Raw genomic sequence first — 18606 nt, forward strand, 5'->3', positions numbered from 1 at the left:
TGCATCCCGGTTCTAACCGGGATCACCACTCACGAGTCCACCAGCAGGTCGTCCGGTGACTCGCTCGCCAACTCGGCCAGCACGTCCAGCGCGCTCGCCAACGTCTCCTCCGAAGGCGCGGACACCGCGATCCGCACCGCGTTCGGCGCGTGTCCCGGCACCACCGAAAACGCCGCCGCCGGGGACAACGCGATCCCCCGGCGGGCGGCGGCGGCCACGAAGGTCTCGGCCCGCCACTGCTCCGGCAGCACCCACCACCGGTGATAAGCCGAGGCGTCGCCGTACACCTGGAATCCCGCCAGACGTTCCGCGACGATCCTTGCCCGCACCCCGGCGTCGGCGCGCTTCGCCGCTTCGACCTCCGCCAGCACGCCACCAGTGATCCACCGCCGCGCCGCCTCCACGGAGAATCGGGACGCCGTCCAGCCGCCGGATCGGATCGCGCTCGCCAGTCGCGGGACCCACTGCGGCGGCACCACGAGGAATCCGGCGGTGAGCCCGGGCGCTACGCGTTTCGACAGGCTGTCCACGAAAACCGTCCGCTCCGGCATCAGCGCGGCGAGCGGTTCGGTGTCCGGGCGGAGAAAGGTGTAGATGCCGTCCTCGACCACCGGCAGGTCCAGCCCGCGGACGGTCTCGGCCAGTTCGGCGCGGCGCTGCGGCGGCATCGTGGTGCCGAGCGGGTTGTGCAGGGTCGGCTGGACGTACAGCGCGCGCACCGGAGCGCTCGCCGCGAGCGCGGCCGGGACCAGGCCGTGCGCGTCGGTTTCGATCGGCACCAGTTCGATGCCCAGCCGGGTCGCCGCGGCTTTGACCACCGGATACGTCAGGGATTCGACCGCCAGCCGTTCGCCGGTCGGCACGAACGCGGCGAGCGCGGCGGCGATGCCCTGCCGTCCGTTTCCGGCGACCAGCACCGATTCCGGATCCGGCGTCCACGACCCGCGAGCGAGCATCGCGACCGCTGCCTCGCGGACCGCTTTGGTGCCCGCCGCGCCGAGCGGGTGCAGGGCGTCGGTGAAGACGTCCGCGCGCAGCACGGGTTCGAGCGCTCGCGCCAGTTTCGCCGATTGGCTTGGCAGCACGGCGAAGTTGAGCTCGAGGTCGACCCGCGCGTCGCCGGGTTCGGACAGCGCCGGTTCGGGGCCGGGCTTCGCCGCGCGCACGAAGGTGCCCCGGCCGACCTCGCCGATCGCCAGGCCGCGGCGGACGAGTTCGCCGTACACCCGGGCCGCGGTGGAACCGGCGATGCCGCGGTCGCGTGCGAAGCGGCGCTGCGGCGGCAGCCGGTCGCCGGGCCGCAGCCGGCCGGCTTCGATGTCGGCGGCGAGTTCGTCCGCGACGACGCGGTAGTCGTCCATCCCACCCTCGCTCTGCCGGGATTCTCCCGGACGCATCATGGCACCGGCCGGTCACTGTTCGCTAATGCGACCCACGGAACTCCCCGAACGGGGGTCACTAGGTTAGCCTTACCTGTGTGGCACTGACGAGCGAAGGCACCCGACTGCACGCCGAGAACCTGACGCTGGCCTACGACGGCCGCACGGTCGCCGAACGGCTCGGCGTGGTCATCCCGGACAAGTCGTTCACGGTCATCGTCGGCCCCAACGCCTGCGGCAAGACGACGCTGCTGCGCGCGCTCGCCCGGATGCTGAAGCCGCGCGCGGGCTCGGTCTACCTCGACGGCGAGGTGATCTCCAGCTACGGCGCGAAGGAGGTCGCGCGGAGGCTCGGCCTGCTGCCGCAAAGCTCGATCGCGCCGGACGGGATCACCGTGTCCGACCTCGTCGCGCGCGGCCGGTACCCGCACCAGAAACTGCTGCGCCAATGGTCCCGAGAGGACGCGATGGTAGTCGCCGACGCGATGCGCGCGACCGGCGTCGACGACCTCGCCGAGCGGATGGTGGACGAGCTGTCCGGCGGGCAGCGCCAGCGCGTCTGGATGGCGATGGCGCTGGCCCAGCAGACCGACCTGCTGCTGCTCGACGAGCCCACGACGTACCTGGACATCGCGCACCAGCTCGACATCCTCGACCTCTGCGCGACGCTGCACAGCGAACAGGGCCGCACGCTGGTCGCGGTGCTGCACGACCTCAACCACGCGGCCCGGTACGCGACCCACCTGATCGCGATGCGCGACGGGAAGGTGCTGGCCACCGGGACGCCGGAGGAGGTCGTGACGGCGGAGAACGTGGAGCGGATCTTCGAGCTGCCGTGCCGGGTGATGGAGTGCCCGGAGAGCGGGAGCCCGATGGTGATTCCGAAGGTCAGCCGGCGGGCCGCTTGATTCACCGGCGGGCCATGAAGGACCGCCACACGTCCGCCGGCGCCGACGAACCGGTCACCTTCTTGCCCTCCGCGTCGAGCAGCTTTCGGTTGTCGTCAGAACCGAGCCACACCGCCGTTGCCAGTTGGGGCGTGTAGCCGACTGCCCAGGCGTCCTGGTTGTCTCGCGAGTTGCCGCGTTCGAACTCGCCCGTGCGCAGAGCCGCCGGGCGGCCGTCCGGCAGGGTCGTCCTCAGCACGGAAGTCACGTCCTGTGCGACCTTCTCCGGAACCGCCGAGACCGGCTCGCTTTCGTGCTGCCACACGACTTTCCCGGACCGGTCGAGCACCTTGTCCACCAGGTGCACCGGCGCGCGCATTCCGTTGGCGGCGTAGGTCGCGTACGCCCCGGCGACGTCGAGCGAGCGCATTGGGTACCGGCCGACGACGATGCCCGAGCCGATCGTGGCACCGTCCTGTTCGCGCATCGTCGGCGTGCCGTCCACCTCGTCCGGAATTCCCGCCGAACGGGCCGCCGCACTCACTTCGTCGACGCCGACCTTCTTGGAGACTGTGATGAACGGCGTGTCCGCGCCCGAGGCCAGCGCACTGCGCAAGGTGCAGGGCTGCGGGCATTTCGGCGGATAGTCGAACTTCTCGCCGAGGTACAGAATCTCCTTGGGAGCAGCTACTTTCTCGTCCAGCGACATCCCGTTCTTCAGCCCGGCCGCCGCGGTGAACGGGTAGAACGCCGAGCCGAGCGGATGGCCGGTTGCCGCATAATCCCGGACGCCGTTGTTGCCGCCGTCGTACGCGCGCACCGAACCGTTCGTCGGGTCGACGGCCACCAGTGCGCCGCGAAACTCCGCTGGCTCGCCCTTCAACCGGTCGCTCAGCGCGGCGTGCGCGGCGGTCTGCAAGCCTGGGTCCAGAGTGGTCTGAACGGTGAGATTTCCTTGCTGCAACCGGGAAAGCGAGAACCCCGCCGCCTCCAGTTCGGTGAGCACTCGCTGTTTGAGATGGTACTGGTCGTAGCTCAGGCTCACCCGCGTCTCCGCGGGCGGTTTGATCTCCGCGCCCGGATAAGCCATGCCGTCGGCATTCTTCAGATAACCGCGCTCGACCAGCTTGTCCCGCACATACCGCCAGCGCTTCGCCGCGTGCTCGTCCCCGGAAACCGCCGGATCGTGCACCGACGGAGACTGGATCATCCCGGCCAGGAAAGCGGCTTCGCTCCAGGTGATGGTGTTGTCGAGCGGACGGCCGAAGTACGCGTTCATCGCCGCGGCCGGGCCGAAAGTGTTGCGGCCGAAAGAGATGATGTTGACGTAGCTTTCGAAGATCTGTTCCTTGCTCTGCTCCTGGGTGATCTTCGTGGCGAGCACGAGTTCCTGCATTTTCCGCCAGAGCGTCGAATCCTCGTCGCCGGTCGATTTCTTGATGTACTGCTGGGTGATCCCGGACCCGCCGCCGACGCCGGTCAGGAACGCGCGGCCGATCCCGGTCGGGTCGAAGCCGGAGTTGGCCCAGAACGTCGGGTCCTCGGTGGCGACGATCGCGTCGCGCAGCTTCTGCGGGATCTGGTCGAACGGCACGAACCGCCGGTCGCCGCCCGGGGGCACGACGCGCAGCAGCTCGCTGCCGTCGGCGTACTTCAGCGTGACCGTCTTGCCGAGCGAGGCGAGCACGTCCCGCGGGCTGCGGACGTCCATCAGCAGGTAGGCGATCCAGAACGCGATCAGCGGCACGCCGATCGCGAACCCGGTCAGGTAATAAGCACCCCTGCGGATACGGCGCCACCGGCGACGGGTACCAGCGGATTGGTCACTCTCCGAGGCTGACTCCACGATTGAAGGACGACTGAACCAGTGACAAGGTTCTGTCGACCCGGTGAATTGCTCACGAGAGGAAGGCGCGCAGCAACGACGCCGTGCCCTCGACGTGTTCGGCCATCGCCTGCCGCGCGGCCACCGGATCGCCGGCCAGGATCGCGTCGACGATCGCCTCGTGCTGCGCGTTCGAATGCTCCAGATTGGGTTCGAGCAGCGGGATCCGGTCGAGCAGCTGGTTGACCCGGGTCCGCGCGTCGGCGACCGTGCTGGTCAGCGACGCGGACGCGGTCACCTCGGCGATCGCCAGGTGCAGCCGGGAATCCTTGCGCCGGTAGTCGGCGAGGCTGGCCGCCGACGCTTCCGCGAGCGTGCCGGTGAGATGCTGGCGGTCGGCCGGGCTCAACGTCCGCGCCGCGGCCGCCTCCGCGGCGCCGGTTTCCAGCACATGCCGCAGGCACAGCGCGTCTTCCAGCCCGGCCGCGTCCACCTCGCCGGTCGCGCGTTCCGCGGGCTCCGGCAGGTTCTCGTTCACGAACGTGCCGCCGTACCGCCCGCGCCGCGACTCGACGTACCCGGCGTCGGCCAGCGCGCGAATCGCCTCCCGCAGCGTCACCCGGCTCACGCCGAGCCGTTCGGCCAGCTCGCGCTCGGAGGGCAACCGGTCCCCCGCGCCGACCACCCCGAGCCGGATCGCCTGCAACAGCCGCTCGACGGTCTCCTCGAAGGCGTTCCCGGCCCGCACCGGCCGGAACAGGGCCGCGTTCGCGCTCACCACCGAGGTCGACTCCACCTGTCCGATTCTATGCTCCCTGATTGCAGAGAATTCTTTGCAAAGAGTTCTCTGTGGTCTAGGGTACGAGACATGCCCGACGAACGCCGCACTCGCCAGATCGACGCGCAAACCCTGCGCGCCCTGGCGCATCCGCTGCGGATGGAACTGCTCGACCTGCTGACCCTCGACGGCCCGGCCACCGCGACCGGGCTGGCCAAGCGCGTCGGGGAAAGCTCCGGCACCACGTCGTGGCACCTGCGGCAACTCGCCGAAACCGGGTTGGTCGTGGAGGACTCCGGCCGGGGCTCGAAGCGCGAACGCTGGTGGAAGGCGGCGCAGGATTCGACCCGGATGAGCGCGGCGGACTTCGTGCATCACCCGGAGATGGCCGGCTCGCTCATGGCCTTCCTGCACCACCACGTGGACCAGCGCTATCGCGAACAGTCCCGGTTCGTCGCCGAACTGCCGCGCTGGGCTGACGAATGGCGCGACAGCGCGACGCTCAGCAGCACCATGCTGACTCTCACGGCCGACGAAACCCGGCAGATGGCCGAAGAACTCGGGGCCGTGATCGAGCGCTACCGCCGCCCGGCCCGCCCCGGCGACGAGTCGGTGATCACGCACTGGGCGGCGTTCCCGCGCTCCGCCGCCGAAACCACGTCCGAGGGGGAATCCTGATGCACCCGTTCCTGCCCGAATACGCCGCGGCCCGGCAAGACGAACTGCGCGCCGTCGCGGGCGTCCGCTATTCGCCGACGACTCGCGCGCCCGTCCGGCAACGGTTCGGCTGGTGGCTCATCGAACTGGGCTTGCGGCTCGCGGCCCCGAAACGCCGGGAAGGGCTCCTCGAAGGAATCTGATTCCCTCGAAAAGCCCTTCCCGGAACGAAAATCAGCACTCGATGACGTTCACGGCCAACCCGCCGCGCGCGGTTTCCTTGTACTTCACCGACATGTCCGCGCCGGTTTCGCGCATGGTCTTGATCGCCTTGTCCAGCGTCACCACGTGGCTTCCGTCGCCGCGCATCGCCATGCGCGCGGCGTGGATCGCCTTCGACGCGCCGACGGCGTTGCGTTCGATGCACGGGATCTGCACCAGCCCGCCCACCGGGTCGCACGTCAAGCCGAGGTGGTGCTCGACCCCGATCTCGGCCGCGTTCTCGACCTGCGCGGGCGATCCGCCCAGCACTTCGGTCAGTCCGGCAGCCGCCATCGCCGACGCCGAACCGACTTCGCCCTGGCAGCCGACCTCAGCGCCCGAGATCGAGCCGGTCTGCTTGAGGATCGAGCCGATCGCGCCGGCAGTGAGCAGGAACGTGACGATGCCGTCATCGGAAGATCCGCGCACAAACCGTTGGTAGTAGTGCAAAACCGCCGGAATGATCCCCGCCGCGCCGTTGGTGGGAGCAGTGACCACGCGGCCGCCCGCGGCGTTTTCCTCGTTGACCGCGAGCGCGTACAGGCTGACCCAGTCCATGGCGTACAACGGGTCGTCCGCGCCGTCTTCAGCCAGCAGCTTGTCGTGCAACGACTTGGCTCGCCGCGGCACCTTCAACCCGCCAGGCAGCACACCCTCGTGCGTGTACCCGTTCCGCACGCACTCGGCCATCACCTGCCAGATCCGCAGCAAGCCATCCCGAATTTCCTCGCGGCTGCGCCAGGAAAGCTCGTTCCGCAGCATGATCTCGCTGATCGGCAGGCCGGTGTCCGCGCAATGCTTCAGCAGGTCCGCCCCGGTACGGAACGGGTACGGCACCGGCGTGGAGTCCTCCACGAAAACCGGGTCGGTCTCGTACGACTGGTCGCGGACGAACCCGCCGCCGACCGAGTAGTACGTCCGTTCCCGCAGCAGCGAACCGTCCGCGGCGAAGGCCCGGAACACCATTCCGTTCGGATGCGCGGGCAGGGATTTCCGCCGGTGCATCGTCAGGTCGGTGTCCTCGGCGAACGCGACCGAATGCGTCCCGCCGACGGTCAGCCGCCCGGACTCCCGGATCGCCGCCACCTTGGCGGGCACCGTGTCGGTGTCGATTTCCTCCGGCCGCTCGCCGGAAAGCCCGAGCAGCACCGCCTTGTCACTGCCGTGCCCGAATCCGGTCGCGCCGAGGGAGCCGAACAGCTCGGCCTGCACCCGCGCGACCGTGTCCAGCACGCCGTCCTCGACCAGACCGTCCACAAAGGTCTTGGCCGCCCGCATCGGGCCGACCGTGTGCGAACTCGACGGCCCGATGCCGATCGAAAACAGGTCGAAGACGCTGATCGCCATTGATCCGCCCCTTCTCTTAGTGCCTCGCCAGCACGCTGCTGGCTTCTTGCGCCGCCGGTCCTTCGGCGGTCAGGTGAGCGAGGTTCTCCGGCAATTCCTCGCCCCGGTGGGCCTTGGTCTGCGCGTACAACCGGCCCGCGCGGTACGACGACCGCACCAGCGGCCCCGCCATGACGCCCGGGAACCCGATCGCCTCAGCGGTCTTGGCGTGTTCCACGAACTCTTCCGGCTTGACCCACCGGTCGACCGGGTGATGCCGCGGCGACGGGCGCAGGTACTGGGTGATCGTGATGATCTCGCACCCGGCGTCGTAGAGGTCCTGCAAGGCGACGCCGACCTCCTCGGGGGTCTCGCCCATGCCGAGGATCAGGTTCGACTTCGTCACCAAACCGGCCGCGCGAGCCTGCGTGATCACGTCCAGCGAGCGGGCGTACCGGAACCCGGGACGAATGCGCTTGAAAATCCGCGGCACCGTCTCCACGTTGTGCGCCAGCACCTCCGGACGCGACCCGAACACCTCCGCCAACTGCTCCGGCTCCGCATTGAAATCCGGAATCAACAGCTCCACACCCGTGCCCGGGTTGAGCGCGTGGATCTGCCGCACCGTCTCCGCGTACAGCCACGCACCGCCATCGGCCAGGTCATCCCGGGCGACACCGGTGATCGTCGAATACCGCAAGCCCATCGCCTGCACGCTCTCGGCGACCTTCCGCGGCTCGGTGCGGTCCAGCGCAGCGGGCTTGCCGGTGTCGATCTGACAGAAATCGCACCGCCGCGTGCACTGGTCCCCGCCGATCAGGAACGTCGCCTCCCGGTCCTCCCAACACTCGTAGATATTGGGACAACCAGCCTCCTCACAGACAGTGTGCAGGCCTTCCCGACGCACCAGACCCTTGAGTTCGGTGAACTCCGGACCCATCCGCACCCGCGTCTTGATCCACGACGGCTTCTTCTCGATCGGCGTCTCGCTGTTGCGCACCTCAAGCCGCAACAACTTCCGCCCCTCGGGCTGCGCGCTCATCGGTTCAGGTCCGCGTACAGCGGGTGCTTCTTGGCCAGCAGCTCCACGCGACCCCGCAGCGCCTGCTGGGCGGCCTCGTCGAAGTCCGGTTTCAGCGTTTCGGCGATGATGTCGGCGACCTCGGCGAAGTCGTCGGCGCCGAAACCGCGGGTGGCCAGCGCCGGGGTGCCGATCCGCAGACCCGAGGTGACCATCGGCGGACGCGGGTCGAACGGCACCGCGTTGCGGTTGACAGTGATCCCGACCGAGTGCAGCCGGTCCTCCGCCTCCTGGCCGTTGAGCTGGGAGTTCACCAGGTCGACCAGCACCAGGTGCACGTCGGTGCCGCCGGTGAGGACGCGGACGCCCGCCTCGGCGCAGTCGGTGCGCGACAGCCGGTCGGCGAGGAGCTTCGCGCCTTCCAGGGTGCGCTCCTGGCGCTCGCGGAACCCGTCGGTCGCGGCGATCTTCAGCGCCACCGCCTTGGCCGCGATGACGTGCTCCAGCGGACCGCCCTGCTGGCCGGGGAACACCGCCGAGTTGATCTTCTTCGCCAGTTCCTGGCGGCACAGGATCAGCCCGCCGCGCGGGCCGCCGAGGGTCTTGTGCGTGGTGGTCGTGACGATGTCCGCGTGCGGCACCGGCGACGGGTGCAGCCCGGCGGCCACGAGGCCGGCGAAGTGCGCCATGTCGACCATCAGCTTGGCGTCGACCAGGTCGGCGATCCGGCGGAACTCGGCGAAGTCGAGCTGGCGCGGGTAGGCCGACCAGCCGGCCACGATCAGCTTCGGCTTGTGCTCGACCGCCAGCCGCTCGATCTCGGCGACGTCGACGATCCCGGTCTCCTTGTCGACGTGGTAGGCGACCACGTTGTACAGCTTGCCGGAGAAGTTGATCTTCATCCCGTGCGTCAGGTGGCCGCCGTGCGCGAGGTCGAGGCCGAGGATCGTGTCGCCCGGCTTCAGCACCGCGAACATCGCCGCCGCGTTGGCCTGCGCGCCCGAGTGCGGCTGCACGTTCGCGTGCTCCGCGCCGAACAGCGCCTTGGCCCGGTCGATCGCGAGCTGCTCGACGACGTCGACGTGCTCGCAGCCGCCGTAGTAGCGGCGGCCCGGGTAGCCCTCGGCGTACTTGTTGGTCAGCACCGAGCCCTGCGCCTCGAGCACGCCGACCGGCGCGAAGTTCTCCGAGGCGATCATCTCGAGCGTCGACTGCTGGCGGTCCAGCTCCGCGGCCACCGCGGCGGCGACCTCGGGGTCCACTTCGGACAGATGGGCGTCGAACGGGGCGGTCATCAGTTCTCCTGGGTCAGCTCGGCGTACGCGGACGCGTCGAGCAGCTCCGGGACGTCGCCCGAGAGCCGCACCTGCAGCAGCCATCCTTCGGTGTAGGGGTCGGAGTTGATGACCTCGGGGGTGTCCGATGTGGTCTCGTTCACCGCCACCACCTCGCCGCTGACCGGCGAGTACAGCTCGCTGACCGATTTCGTCGACTCGACCTCGCCGAACACCTCGCCGGCGGTGACCGTGTCGCCGACGCCGGGCAGCTGCACGAACACGATGTCGCCGAGCGAGCCTGCCGCGAACGCGGTGATGCCCACCGTCGCGACGCCGTCGTTGACCGACAGCCACTCGTGTTCCTTGGTGTAGGACAGGTTCTGGGGGATGGTGCTCATCGTTCGGGGGCCTCTCAGGCTCGGGAGTAGAAGGGCAGGGCGACGACCTCGACCGGCTCGACGCGGCCCCGGATGTCGACGGACAGCGCGGTGCCGGGCTCGGCGTGCTCCCGGTCTACATACGCCATGGCGATCGGGTAGCCCAGCGTCGGCGACAGCGCGCCGCTGGTGATCTCCCCGATAGTGGCATCCCCGGACAGCACGGCGTACCCGTGCCGCGGGGCGCGGCGGCCGGTGCCGCGCAGGCCGACCCGCACGCGCGGGACGTCGGCCTTCTTCAGCTCCTCCAGGGCCGCGCGGCCCACGAAGTCGCCCGGCTTCTCGAACTTCACGACCCGGCCGAGACCGGCCGCGAACGGGTTCAGCTCGCGGCTGAGTTCGTTGCCGTACAACGGCATTCCGGCTTCCAGCCGCAGCGTGTCGCGGCAGGCGAGGCCGCACGGGACCAGGCCGTGCTCCTGCCCCGCCTCGGTCAGCAGCCGCCACAACGCCGGAGCCTCGGCGGCGGCAACGAACAGCTCGAAGCCGTCCTCGCCGGTGTAGCCGGTGCGGGCCAGCAGGACATCGTGGCCCTTCACGACGGCGGGCACGCTCGCGTAGTACTTCAGCGCACCGAGGTCGGCGTCGGTCACCGCGGCGAGCACGTCGACCGCCTTCGGGCCCTGCACCGCGATCAGCGCGGTGTCCGCGGACCGGTTCTCCACCGTCGCGTCGAAGCCGGCGACCCGCTCGGCCAGCGCGTCCGCGACCACGGTGGCGTTGCCCGCGTTGGCCACGACCAGGTACTCCTCGTCGGCCAGCCGGTAGACGACCAGGTCGTCCAGCACGCCGCCGTCGGCGTCGCAGATCATCGTGTAGCGGGCGCGGCCCGGTTTCACGCCGGACAGGTTGCCGACCAGCGCGTAGTCGAGCACGTCGGCGGCCTGCGGGCCGCGGACGTGGATCTCGGCCATGTGCGACAGGTCGAACAGCCCGGCCGCCTCGCGCACGGCCTTGTGCTCGGCCAGTTCGCTGGCGTAGCGCACCGGCATCGACCAGCCGGCGAAATCGGTGAACAGCGCGCCGAGATCCTGGTGGACCTGGTGCAGGGGGGTTTCCGTCACGGGAAGCCTTTCGTTGTCGTGAGTGGCGATCGCGGTTCTAACCGGGATTGCCGCTCACGAGTCGTACGCGTCGAGGGGCGGGCAGGAGCAGACGAGGTTGCGGTCGCCGCGCGCCCCGTCGATCCGCCGCACCGGCGGCCAGTACTTGGTCTTGCGCGCCACGCCGGACGGGTACACCGCCAGCTCGCGGTCGTAGTCCGCGGTCCACTCGCCGGCGATCGACGAAGCGGTGTGCGGCGCGCCGCGCAGCGGGCTGGTCTCGGCGGTCCAGTGGCCGGCCGCGACCTCGTCGATCTCGCGGCGGATGGCGATCATCGCCTCGCAGAACCGGTCGATCTCGGCCAGGTCCTCGCTCTCGGTCGGCTCGACCATGAGCGTGCCCGCGACCGGGAAGGACATGGTCGGCGCGTGGAAGCCGTAGTCGATGAGCCGCTTCGCGACGTCGTCCACGGTCACGCCGGTTTCCTTGGTGATGCCGCGCAGGTCGAGGATGCACTCGTGCGCGACCAGGCCGTCCTGGCCGGTGTAGAGCACCGGGTAGTGCGGCGCGAGCCGGGCGGCGATGTAGTTGGCCGCGAGCACCGCGACCTTGGTGGCCTCGGTGAGCCCGGGCGCGCCCATCATCCGCACGTACGCCCAGGAGATCGGCAGGATCGACGCCGAGCCGTAGGGCGCGCCGCTGATCGGGCCGACGCCGGTGTCCGGTCCGGCCTGCGCGAGCAGCGGGTGGTTCGGCAGGTACGGCGCGAGGTGCGCGCGCGCCGCGACCGGGCCGACGCCGGGACCGCCGCCGCCGTGCGGGATGCAGAACGTCTTGTGCAGGTTCAGGTGCGAGACGTCGCCGCCGAACTCGCCCGGCTTCGCCAGGCCCAGCAGCGCGTTGAGGTTCGCGCCGTCGACGTACACCTGGCCGCCGCCGTCGTGCACGATCTTGGCGAGCCGCTCGATGCCGTGCTCGTAGACGCCGTGCGTGGACGGGTAGGTGACCATGATCGCGGCGAGGTCGGCACGGTGCTGGTCCACTTTGGACTGCAGGTCTTCCAGGTCGACGTTGCCCTCGTCGGTGCACTTGACCACGACCACGCGCATCCCGGCGAGCACCGCGGACGCGGCGTTGGTGCCGTGCGCGGACGACGGGATCAGGCAGACGTCGCGCTCGGGCTGGCCGTTCGCCTGGTGGTAGGCGCGGATGGCCAGCAGCCCGGCGAGTTCGCCCTGGCTGCCCGCGTTCGGCTGCAGCGACACCTGATCGTAGCCGGTGACCTCGGCCAGCCAGCCGGACAGCTGGCGGACCAGCTCGTGGTAGCCCTCGGCGTCCTCGGCCGGCGCGAACGGGTGGATGCCGGCGAACTCGCGCCAGCTGATCGGCTCCATTTCGGCGGTGGCGTTGAGCTTCATCGTGCACGAGCCGAGCGGGATCATCCCGCGGTCGAGCGCGAAGTCCTGGTCGGCGAGGCGGCGCAGGTAACGCAGCATCGACGTCTCGGACCGGTGCGAGTTGAACACTTCGTGCGTCAGGTAGCCGCTCTCGCGGGCGAGACCGTTCGGGAGCGCCTGCGCGGCTTCCCACGCACTGTCGACACCGAAGGCGCGAAGCACCTTCGCGAGCGTGTCGGGACGCGTGACCTCGTCGCAGGCGATGCGGACGTGGTCGGCGTCGATGTGACCGAGGTTGATCCCAGCTTCGCGCGCAGCCGCGTGCACCTCAGCGGCGCGGCCAGGCACCTTCGCGACGACAGTGTCGAAGAAGGCCTCGTGGGCGACTTCGACGCCACCGGCGCGCAGCGCGTTCGCGAGACCGGCCGCGAGTTCGTGAACCCGCGTCGCGATCGCCTTCAGCCCCTCAGGACCGTGGTAGACCGCGTACATCGCCGCGAGCACCGCGGGCAGCACCTGCGCGGTACAGATGTTGGAGGTCGCCTTCTCGCGACGGATGTGCTGCTCGCGCGTCTGCAGCGCGAGGCGGTACGCAGTGTTGCCGTCCGCGTCCACGGACACGCCCACCAGACGGCCAGGCAGCGACCGTTCGAGACCCGCGCGCACCGCCATGTACCCGGCGTGCGGACCGCCGTAGCCCAGCGGCACGCCGAAGCGCTGCGTGGAACCGACAGCGACGTCCGCGCCGAACTCGCCGGGCGCGGCGATCAAGGTGAGCGCGAGCAGGTCGGCAGCGACCGTGTACAGCGCGCCCGCGGCCTTCGCCGCTTCGGAAACCGCGTGGTAGAAACCGCGGCCGCGCAGCACGCCGGACGCGCCCGGGTACTGCACGATGACGCCGAAGAACTCCTCGGGCAGCCCGGTGAGCAGGTCGCGCACCTGCACGTCGATGCCGAGACCGGCGGCGCGCGTCCGCACGACCTCGATGGTCTGCGGAAGGCATTCGGCGTCGAGAACGACCACATTGGACTTCGACTTCGACGCGCGGCGCATCAGCGTCATCGCCTCGGCGGCCGCGGTGGACTCGTCGAGCATCGAGGCGTTGGCGATCGCCAGCCCGGTCAGGTCGGACACCGCGGTCTGGAAGTTCAGCAGCGCTTCGAGCCTGCCCTGCGAGATCTCCGGCTGGTACGGCGTGTACGCGGTGTACCAGGCCGGGTTCTCCAGCACGTTGCGGCGGATCACGCCCGGCGTGACGGTGTCGGAGTAGCCGAGACCGATCATCTGCGTCATCGGCCGGTTGCGCGCGGCGAGCGCACGCAGCTCCGCGGTGGCCTCTTCCTCGGACGCGGGCGCGGGAAGCGCCAGGTCACCGGCAGTGCGGATAGCGGTCGGGACCGCCGCTTCCACGAGGGCGTCCAGGCTTCCGTAACCGCATTCGGCGAGCATCTTCGCCCGCTCGGCCTCGCCGGGACCGATGTGGCGGGTGTCGAAGGGGGTGGAGGTGATGGGAGCTCCTCGGGACGGGCACCGGGCGCGGCGGTGCACTGGGAACTCCCCCTCTGTCATGGGCACCTGAGAGTTTCACCGCGCGCTCGGCACGGCTTTCACCTTGGGTGAGGCGCGGGTGCGCCTGCTTTCCAGAGTGGCCTCGCCAAAAGCGGTAGCGGTTACCTGAGAGATTCCGGGGAGTTTGCTCCTTCGGTGTCCCACTGCTGACATGGGACTCTCCCGCTCCGGCTCGAACGGCCCTGTATGCGATTGTGGGTGCGGCCACTCTACCTGCCGCTTCACGCGCCAGTCTACCGCGCCCGGCTGTGACATGGCCTCGGCTCCGCCGAGGCGGCGAGATCGCCGGGAAGCCGATTTCTCCCTCCCGATTCAGTCCAGAAACCGGCGCGATCTCGCGCGCCGGTTTCCTTCACGGACAGTCACAGCGGGGTCACGTAAGCGCCCGAGATGCCGCCGTCGACGAGGAACTGCGCGGCGGTGATGAAGCTGGCGTCGTCGCTCGCCAGGAAGGCCACCGCGGCGGCGATCTCCTCCGGTTCGGCGAACCGGCCGACCGGGACGTGCACCAGCCGACGAGCCGCCCGCTCGGGGTCCTTCGCGAACAGTTCCTTCAGCAGCGGCGTGTTGACCGGCCCCGGGCACAGCGCGTTGACGCGGATGTTCTCGCGCGCGAACTGCACGCCCAGCTCGCGCGTCATGGCGAGCACGCCGCCTTTCGAGGCGGTGTAGGAAATCTGCGACGTCGCGGCCCCCAGCACGGCCACGAACGACGCGGTGTTCACGATCGAACCGCGGCCCTGGCGCTGCATGTGCGGCAGAACCGCCTTGCAGCACAGATACACCGACGTCAGGTTGACCCGCTGCACCTTCTCCCAGGCTTCGATTCCCGTGGTGAGGATCGAATCGTCCTCGGGCGGCGAGATGCCCGCGTTGTTGAACGCGACGTCGACCGCGCCGAACTCGTCGACCGTCGTCTGGAAAAGGGCCTCGACCTGGTCCGCGTCGGTGACGTCGACCTGGACGAACGCCCCGCCCACCGCGTCGGCGGCGGCCTTGCCCTGCTCCGGCGCGATGTCGCCGATAACCACCTTCGCGCCCTCGCTCGCCAGGCGCTTGGCGGTGGCGAGGCCGATGCCGCTCGCCCCGCCGGTGATCACCGCGACGCGGCCGTCAAAACGCTGCACCATTCATTCCTCCGTGCTCAGGAAAACGTTCTTCGTCTCGGTGAAGGCGGCGGCCGCGTCCGGGCCCAGCTCGCGGCCGAGACCGGACTGCTTGAAGCCGCCGAAGGGCGTCCAGTAACGGACCGAGGAGTGCGAATTCACCGACAGGTTCCCGGATTCGACGCCGCGCGCGACCCGGAAAGCGCGGCCGACGTCGCGGGTCCAGATCGAGCCGGACAGACCGTATTCGGTGTCGTTGGCCATCCGCACGGCTTCAGCCTCGTCGCGGAAGCGGACCACCGCCACGACCGGGCCGAAGATCTCGTCGCGGGCCAGCGGATCGGCCAAGCCCGGCGGGAGCACGACGGTCGGCGCGAACCAGTAGCCCGGCCCGGACGGCGCGCTGCCGCGGAAGGCGACCGGCGTCTGTTCGGTGACGTAGGAGGAGACTTTCGCGTGGTGGTCCGCGGAAATCAGCGGGCCCATCTCGGTCGCCTCGTCGCCCGGATCGCCGACGACCACGCCCTGTACCGCGGGTTCCAGCAGTTCGAGGAACCGGTCGTAAACGGTGTCCTGCACCAGGATCAGCGACCGCGCGCAGCAGTCCTGCCCGGCGTTGTCGAACACCCCGTACGGCGCGGTCGCCGCGGCTTTCTCCACGTCGGCGTCGGCGAACACGATGTTGGCGTTCTTGCCGCCCAGCTCCAGCGTCACCCGCTTCACCTGCGCCGCGCAGCCGGCCATCACCTGCTTGCCGACCTCGGTCGAACCGGTGAACACGACCTTGCGCACCGCCGGATGCGTGACAAACCGTTGCCCGACAACGGATCCCTTGCCCGGCAGCACCTGGAAGACGTCCTCCGGGAGTCCCGCCTCACGGGCGAGTTCGGCCAGCCGCAGCGCGGTGAGCGGGGTCAGCTCGGCCGGTTTGAGCACGACGGTGTTGCCCGCCGCGAGCGCCGGCGCGAAGCCCCAGCCCGCGATCGGCATCGGGAAGTTCCAGGGCACGATCACGCCGACGACGCCCAGCGGCTCGTGGAAGGTCACGTTGACGCCGCCGTCGACCGGAATCTGCTTGCCCAGCAAGCGTTCCGGCGCGCCCGCGGAGTATTCGAGCAGGTCCCGCACGTTGCCCGCTTCCCAGCGGGCGTTGCCGATGGTGTGCCCGGAGTTCTCGACCTCCAGCCGGGCGAGGTGTTCGAGATCGGCGTCGACCGCGTCCGCGAACCGGCGCAGCAGCCTCGCCCGGTCGCCCGGGGCGACCGCCCGCCAGGCCGGGAACGCGGCGTGCGCGCGGGCGATCGCGGCGTCGGTCTCCGCCTCGCTGGTCAGCTCGACCTGGCGGACCACTTCCGCGGTCGCCGGATTGCGCACCTCGAACGTCGTCATTTCCCCTCCTGCGCGGCGTTCACCAGCGTGGCGAACAGCCGGACGTCGTCGCCGTCCTGCTCCGGATGCCATTGCACGCCGAGCACGAACTCCCCCGGCAGCTCCGCGGCCTCGATCGTGCCGTCCTCCGCGTGCCCCGAGGCGAGCAAACCGGAGCCGAGCCGGTCAATCGCCTGATGGTGGTAACAGTGGACTTTCGTTTCCTGGCCCAGAATCGCCGCCGCCCGCGTGCCGTCGACCAGGGTGACTGTGCTGGTTCCGAACGTCGCCGGGGCCGGCTGATGCGTCGCGTCGCCGAGGGTTTCCGGCAGGTGCTGGGTGAGCGTGCCGCCGAGCGCGACGCTCATCACCTGCAGCCCGCGGCACACGCCGAGCACCGGCTTCCCGGCCGCGCGCGCCGCCGCGAACAAGCCGAATTCGAACGCGTCGCGCTCTTCTCGCGTGTACGTCGCGGGGTGCGGCTCCTGGCCGTAACGGCTGGGTTCGACGTCCGCGCCGCCGGTGAGGACGAGACCGTCGATGCGCTCGACGAGCCTGGCGTACTGGTCGGTGACGGGCGGCAACAGCACCGGAATCCCGCCCGCCTTCACCACACAGTCCGCGTACACGCGGTGTAGCAGCGTCGCTTCGGTGTCCCAGGCCAGGAACTTCGCCTGTTCCGAATAGGTGCTGAGGCCGATGACGGGCGGGTCAGAGTCGTTCGAAACCACGGATGCGCTCCCAATCGGTCACAGCTCGCTCGTACGCTTCGCGCTCGATCCGCGCGGCGTTGAGGTAATGGTCGACTACATCGGCACCGAAGGCATCTCGCGCGATACGGCTGCCTTCTAGCACTTGAGCCGCTTCAGCAAGCGTGACGGGCACAGTGGGCTTGTCGGACTCGTACGCGTTGCCTACGAACTCAGGCTCCAACGGCAGTTCGTTCTCGATGCCGTGCAGCCCGGCAGCGACCATCGCGGCGACAGCGAGGTACGGGTTCACGTCTCCGCCAGGTACGCGGTTCTCGACGCGCAACCCGTCACCGTGCCCGACAACGCGCAACGCGCACGTACGGTTGTCCGTGCCCCACGCGATCGCTGTCGGCGCGAAGCTGCCAGGGACATAACGCTTGTAGGAGTTGATGTTCGGGGCGAAGAAGTACGTCAGCTCGCGCAACGCTGCCAGCTGTCCGGCGAGGAAGTGCTGCATCAGCTTCGAGAAGCCGTGTTCGCCGTCGCCGGGAAGCACCGCTTCGCCGGACTTGCCGCGAAGGCTCAGGTGGATGTGACAGGAGTTGCCCTCGCGTTCGTTGTACTTCGCCATGAACGTGAGGCTCTTGCCCTCCTGCGCGGCGATCTCCTTCGCGCCGTTTTTGTAGATGCCGTGGTTGTCGCAGGTCGCGAGCGCTTCGGCGTAACGGAAGGCGATCTCGTGCTGACCCGGGTTGCACTCGCCCTTCGCCGACTCCGGATACAGGCCCGCACCCGCCATCCCGTTGCGGATCCGGCGCAGCAGCGGCTCGATGCGCGCGGTGCCGAGCATGGAGTAGTCGACGTTGTACTGATTGGACGGTTTGAGGTCGTGGTAGCGCTTGTCCCACGCGGACTCGTAGGAGTCGTCGAACACGATGAACTCGAGTTCGGTGCCCACGTACGCCTTCAGGCCGAGTTCGGCGAGCCGGTCGAGCTGACGGCGCAGCACCTGGCGCGGCGAAACGGAAACCGGGCCGCCCTGCACGCGCTCGACGTCCGCGAGCACCAGCGCGGTGCCCTCCTGCCACGGGATCTCCCGCAGCGTCGCGAAATCCGGGCGGAGCACGAAGTCGCCGTAGCCGCTCTGCCAGGACGAGATGGCGTAGCCGTCGACGGTGTTCATGTCGACGTCCACTGCGAGCAGGTAGTTGCACGCCTCGGTCGCGTGGCCGGCCACCTCTTCGAGGAAGTACTCCGCCGAACAGCGCTTGCCCTGCAGCCGCCCCTGCATGTCGGTGAGCGCGACGAGCACCGTGTCGATCGTGCCCGCCGTCACCCGTTCGCGGAGGTCTTCCAGCGTGAGCATTCCTCGCCTGGCCGCCATCGCATCGCCCCAAAGGTTCGGATCAGGTCCTTTGCGGCTTCTTCCTACCGGGCCGCCGGGGCGCGGTCAATCCACTAAAAGGTATTTTCTTAGACCTTTAAACGGATGCTTCGCCGACCTCACCCGCCCGGCGCCTGCTATGTCCGGGTTGCCCGGCTGAGAAGATACTGTGAATCCGGTGCGTCCGGGACCAAATCC

At 69.5% G+C, this 18606-nt stretch carries 16 protein-coding genes and 1 riboswitch; of the genes, 3 read left to right on the forward strand and 13 right to left on the reverse strand.

All coding sequences use genetic code 11. The features are described from left to right. Positions 1–29: 29 nt before the first annotated feature. Entirely contained in the window at positions 30–1361 is a 1332-nt protein-coding gene (locus F9C11_RS40010) for a PLP-dependent aminotransferase family protein (protein ID WP_409182522.1), read from the reverse strand. Positions 1362–1477: 116 nt separating this feature from the next. On the opposite strand from F9C11_RS40010, the gene F9C11_RS40015 reads away from it, so the two are divergent. After that, entirely contained in the window at positions 1478–2287 is an 810-nt protein-coding gene (locus tag F9C11_RS40015; RefSeq protein ID WP_409182523.1) for an ABC transporter ATP-binding protein, read from the forward strand. A gap of 1 nt (position 2288) precedes the next feature. Here the strand turns inward: F9C11_RS40015 and F9C11_RS40020 are convergent, their stop codons facing one another. Together F9C11_RS40020 and F9C11_RS40025 are read right to left on the reverse strand one after the other, a co-directional pair. After that, the gene (locus F9C11_RS40020; protein WP_409182524.1) at positions 2289–4013 is read right to left on the reverse strand and encodes a transglycosylase domain-containing protein; all 1725 of its coding nucleotides are present in this window, start codon (positions 4011–4013) and stop codon (positions 2289–2291) included. A gap of 151 nt (positions 4014–4164) precedes the next feature. After that, complete coding sequence (locus F9C11_RS40025; protein ID WP_409182525.1) at positions 4165–4887, reverse strand: FadR/GntR family transcriptional regulator; 723 nt, start codon at positions 4885–4887, stop codon at positions 4165–4167. A 72-nt stretch (positions 4888–4959) separates the two neighbouring features. Here F9C11_RS40025 and F9C11_RS40030 point away from each other — a divergent pair, with 72 nt between their 5' ends. Together F9C11_RS40030 and F9C11_RS40035 are read left to right on the forward strand one after the other, a co-directional pair. After that, positions 4960–5547 (forward strand): winged helix-turn-helix domain-containing protein, encoded by a 588-nt coding sequence (locus F9C11_RS40030; protein ID WP_409182526.1) that lies wholly within the window; start codon positions 4960–4962, stop codon positions 5545–5547. Continuing rightward, a complete protein-coding gene (locus F9C11_RS40035) occupies positions 5547–5729 on the forward strand; it encodes a hypothetical protein (protein WP_409182527.1) in 183 nt (60 codons plus the stop codon). The genes F9C11_RS40030 and F9C11_RS40035 overlap by 1 nt, the downstream gene beginning before the upstream one ends. A 31-nt stretch (positions 5730–5760) precedes the next feature. Here the strand turns inward: F9C11_RS40035 and F9C11_RS40040 are convergent, their stop codons facing one another. The 10 genes from F9C11_RS40040 to F9C11_RS40085 all read right to left on the reverse strand — a co-directional run bounded on the left by F9C11_RS40040 (position 5761) and on the right by F9C11_RS40085 (position 18408). Continuing rightward, on the reverse strand, positions 5761–7134 hold the full coding sequence (locus tag F9C11_RS40040) for an L-serine ammonia-lyase (RefSeq protein ID WP_409182528.1): 1374 nt from the start codon (positions 7132–7134) through the stop codon (positions 5761–5763). A 16-nt stretch (positions 7135–7150) separates the two neighbouring features. Beyond that, the gene (gene lipA / locus F9C11_RS40045; RefSeq protein ID WP_409182529.1) at positions 7151–8155 is read right to left on the reverse strand and encodes a lipoyl synthase; all 1005 of its coding nucleotides are present in this window, start codon (positions 8153–8155) and stop codon (positions 7151–7153) included. Further along, positions 8152–9429: a serine hydroxymethyltransferase gene (glyA, locus tag F9C11_RS40050; RefSeq protein ID WP_409182530.1), complete on the reverse strand. Its 1278-nt coding sequence runs from the start codon at positions 9427–9429 to the stop codon at positions 8152–8154. Before glyA ends, lipA begins: the two co-directional genes overlap by 4 nt. Beyond that, on the reverse strand, positions 9429–9809 hold the full coding sequence (gcvH, locus tag F9C11_RS40055) for a glycine cleavage system protein GcvH (protein WP_409182531.1): 381 nt from the start codon (positions 9807–9809) through the stop codon (positions 9429–9431). Before gcvH ends, glyA begins: the two co-directional genes overlap by 1 nt. Before the next feature lie 14 nt (positions 9810–9823). Then, a complete protein-coding gene (gene gcvT / locus F9C11_RS40060; protein WP_409182532.1) occupies positions 9824–10912 on the reverse strand; it encodes a glycine cleavage system aminomethyltransferase GcvT in 1089 nt (362 codons plus the stop codon). Positions 10913–10966: 54 nt separating this feature from the next. Next, complete coding sequence (gene gcvP, locus F9C11_RS40065; protein ID WP_409182533.1) at positions 10967–13858, reverse strand: aminomethyl-transferring glycine dehydrogenase; 2892 nt, start codon at positions 13856–13858, stop codon at positions 10967–10969. Next, a riboswitch (glycine riboswitch) is annotated at positions 13842–13943 on the reverse strand. It overlaps the preceding gene by 17 nt. A gap of 277 nt (positions 13944–14220) precedes the next feature. After that, positions 14221–14988 (reverse strand): 3-oxoacyl-ACP reductase, encoded by a 768-nt coding sequence (locus F9C11_RS40070; protein WP_409182534.1) that lies wholly within the window; start codon positions 14986–14988, stop codon positions 14221–14223. After that, positions 14989–16353: an aldehyde dehydrogenase family protein gene (locus tag F9C11_RS40075; RefSeq protein WP_409182535.1), complete on the reverse strand. Its 1365-nt coding sequence runs from the start codon at positions 16351–16353 to the stop codon at positions 14989–14991. It abuts the gene before it with no gap. Beyond that, entirely contained in the window at positions 16350–17063 is a 714-nt protein-coding gene (locus tag F9C11_RS40080) for a gamma-glutamyl-gamma-aminobutyrate hydrolase family protein (protein ID WP_409182536.1), read from the reverse strand. Before F9C11_RS40080 ends, F9C11_RS40075 begins: the two co-directional genes overlap by 4 nt. Beyond that, positions 17044–18408, reverse strand: a complete 1365-nt coding sequence (locus F9C11_RS40085) for a glutamine synthetase family protein (protein ID WP_409182537.1) — start codon at positions 18406–18408, stop codon at positions 17044–17046. The genes F9C11_RS40080 and F9C11_RS40085 overlap by 20 nt, the downstream gene beginning before the upstream one ends. Positions 18409–18606 lie beyond the last annotated feature (198 nt).

Origin of the sequence: Amycolatopsis sp. VS8301801F10 (assembly GCF_046195355.1) — a bacterium.
Taxonomy (GTDB): Bacteria; Actinomycetota; Actinomycetes; order Mycobacteriales; family Pseudonocardiaceae; genus Amycolatopsis.

What these genes read in the sequence shown, in the direction of transcription:
- F9C11_RS40075 (WP_409182535.1), bottom strand. Translation starts at nt 16,353, where the DNA reads ATGACGACGTTCGAGGTGCGCAATCCGGCGACCGCGGAAGTGGTCCGC.
- F9C11_RS40010 (WP_409182522.1), bottom strand. Translation starts at nt 1,361, where the DNA reads ATGGACGACTACCGCGTCGTCGCGGACGAACTCGCCGCCGACATCGAA.
- F9C11_RS40070 (WP_409182534.1), bottom strand. Translation starts at nt 14,988, where the DNA reads ATGGTGCAGCGTTTTGACGGCCGCGTCGCGGTGATCACCGGCGGGGCG.
- gcvP (WP_409182533.1), bottom strand. Translation starts at nt 13,858, where the DNA reads ATGACAGAGGGGGAGTTCCCAGTGCACCGCCGCGCCCGGTGCCCGTCC.
- gcvH (WP_409182531.1), bottom strand. Translation starts at nt 9,809, where the DNA reads ATGAGCACCATCCCCCAGAACCTGTCCTACACCAAGGAACACGAGTGG.
- F9C11_RS40085 (WP_409182537.1), bottom strand. Translation starts at nt 18,408, where the DNA reads ATGGCGGCCAGGCGAGGAATGCTCACGCTGGAAGACCTCCGCGAACGG.
- glyA (WP_409182530.1), bottom strand. Translation starts at nt 9,429, where the DNA reads ATGACCGCCCCGTTCGACGCCCATCTGTCCGAAGTGGACCCCGAGGTC.
- F9C11_RS40040 (WP_409182528.1), bottom strand. Translation starts at nt 7,134, where the DNA reads ATGGCGATCAGCGTCTTCGACCTGTTTTCGATCGGCATCGGGCCGTCG.
- F9C11_RS40030 (WP_409182526.1), top strand. Translation starts at nt 4,960, where the DNA reads ATGCCCGACGAACGCCGCACTCGCCAGATCGACGCGCAAACCCTGCGC.
- F9C11_RS40035 (WP_409182527.1), top strand. Translation starts at nt 5,547, where the DNA reads ATGCACCCGTTCCTGCCCGAATACGCCGCGGCCCGGCAAGACGAACTG.
- lipA (WP_409182529.1), bottom strand. Translation starts at nt 8,155, where the DNA reads ATGAGCGCGCAGCCCGAGGGGCGGAAGTTGTTGCGGCTTGAGGTGCGC.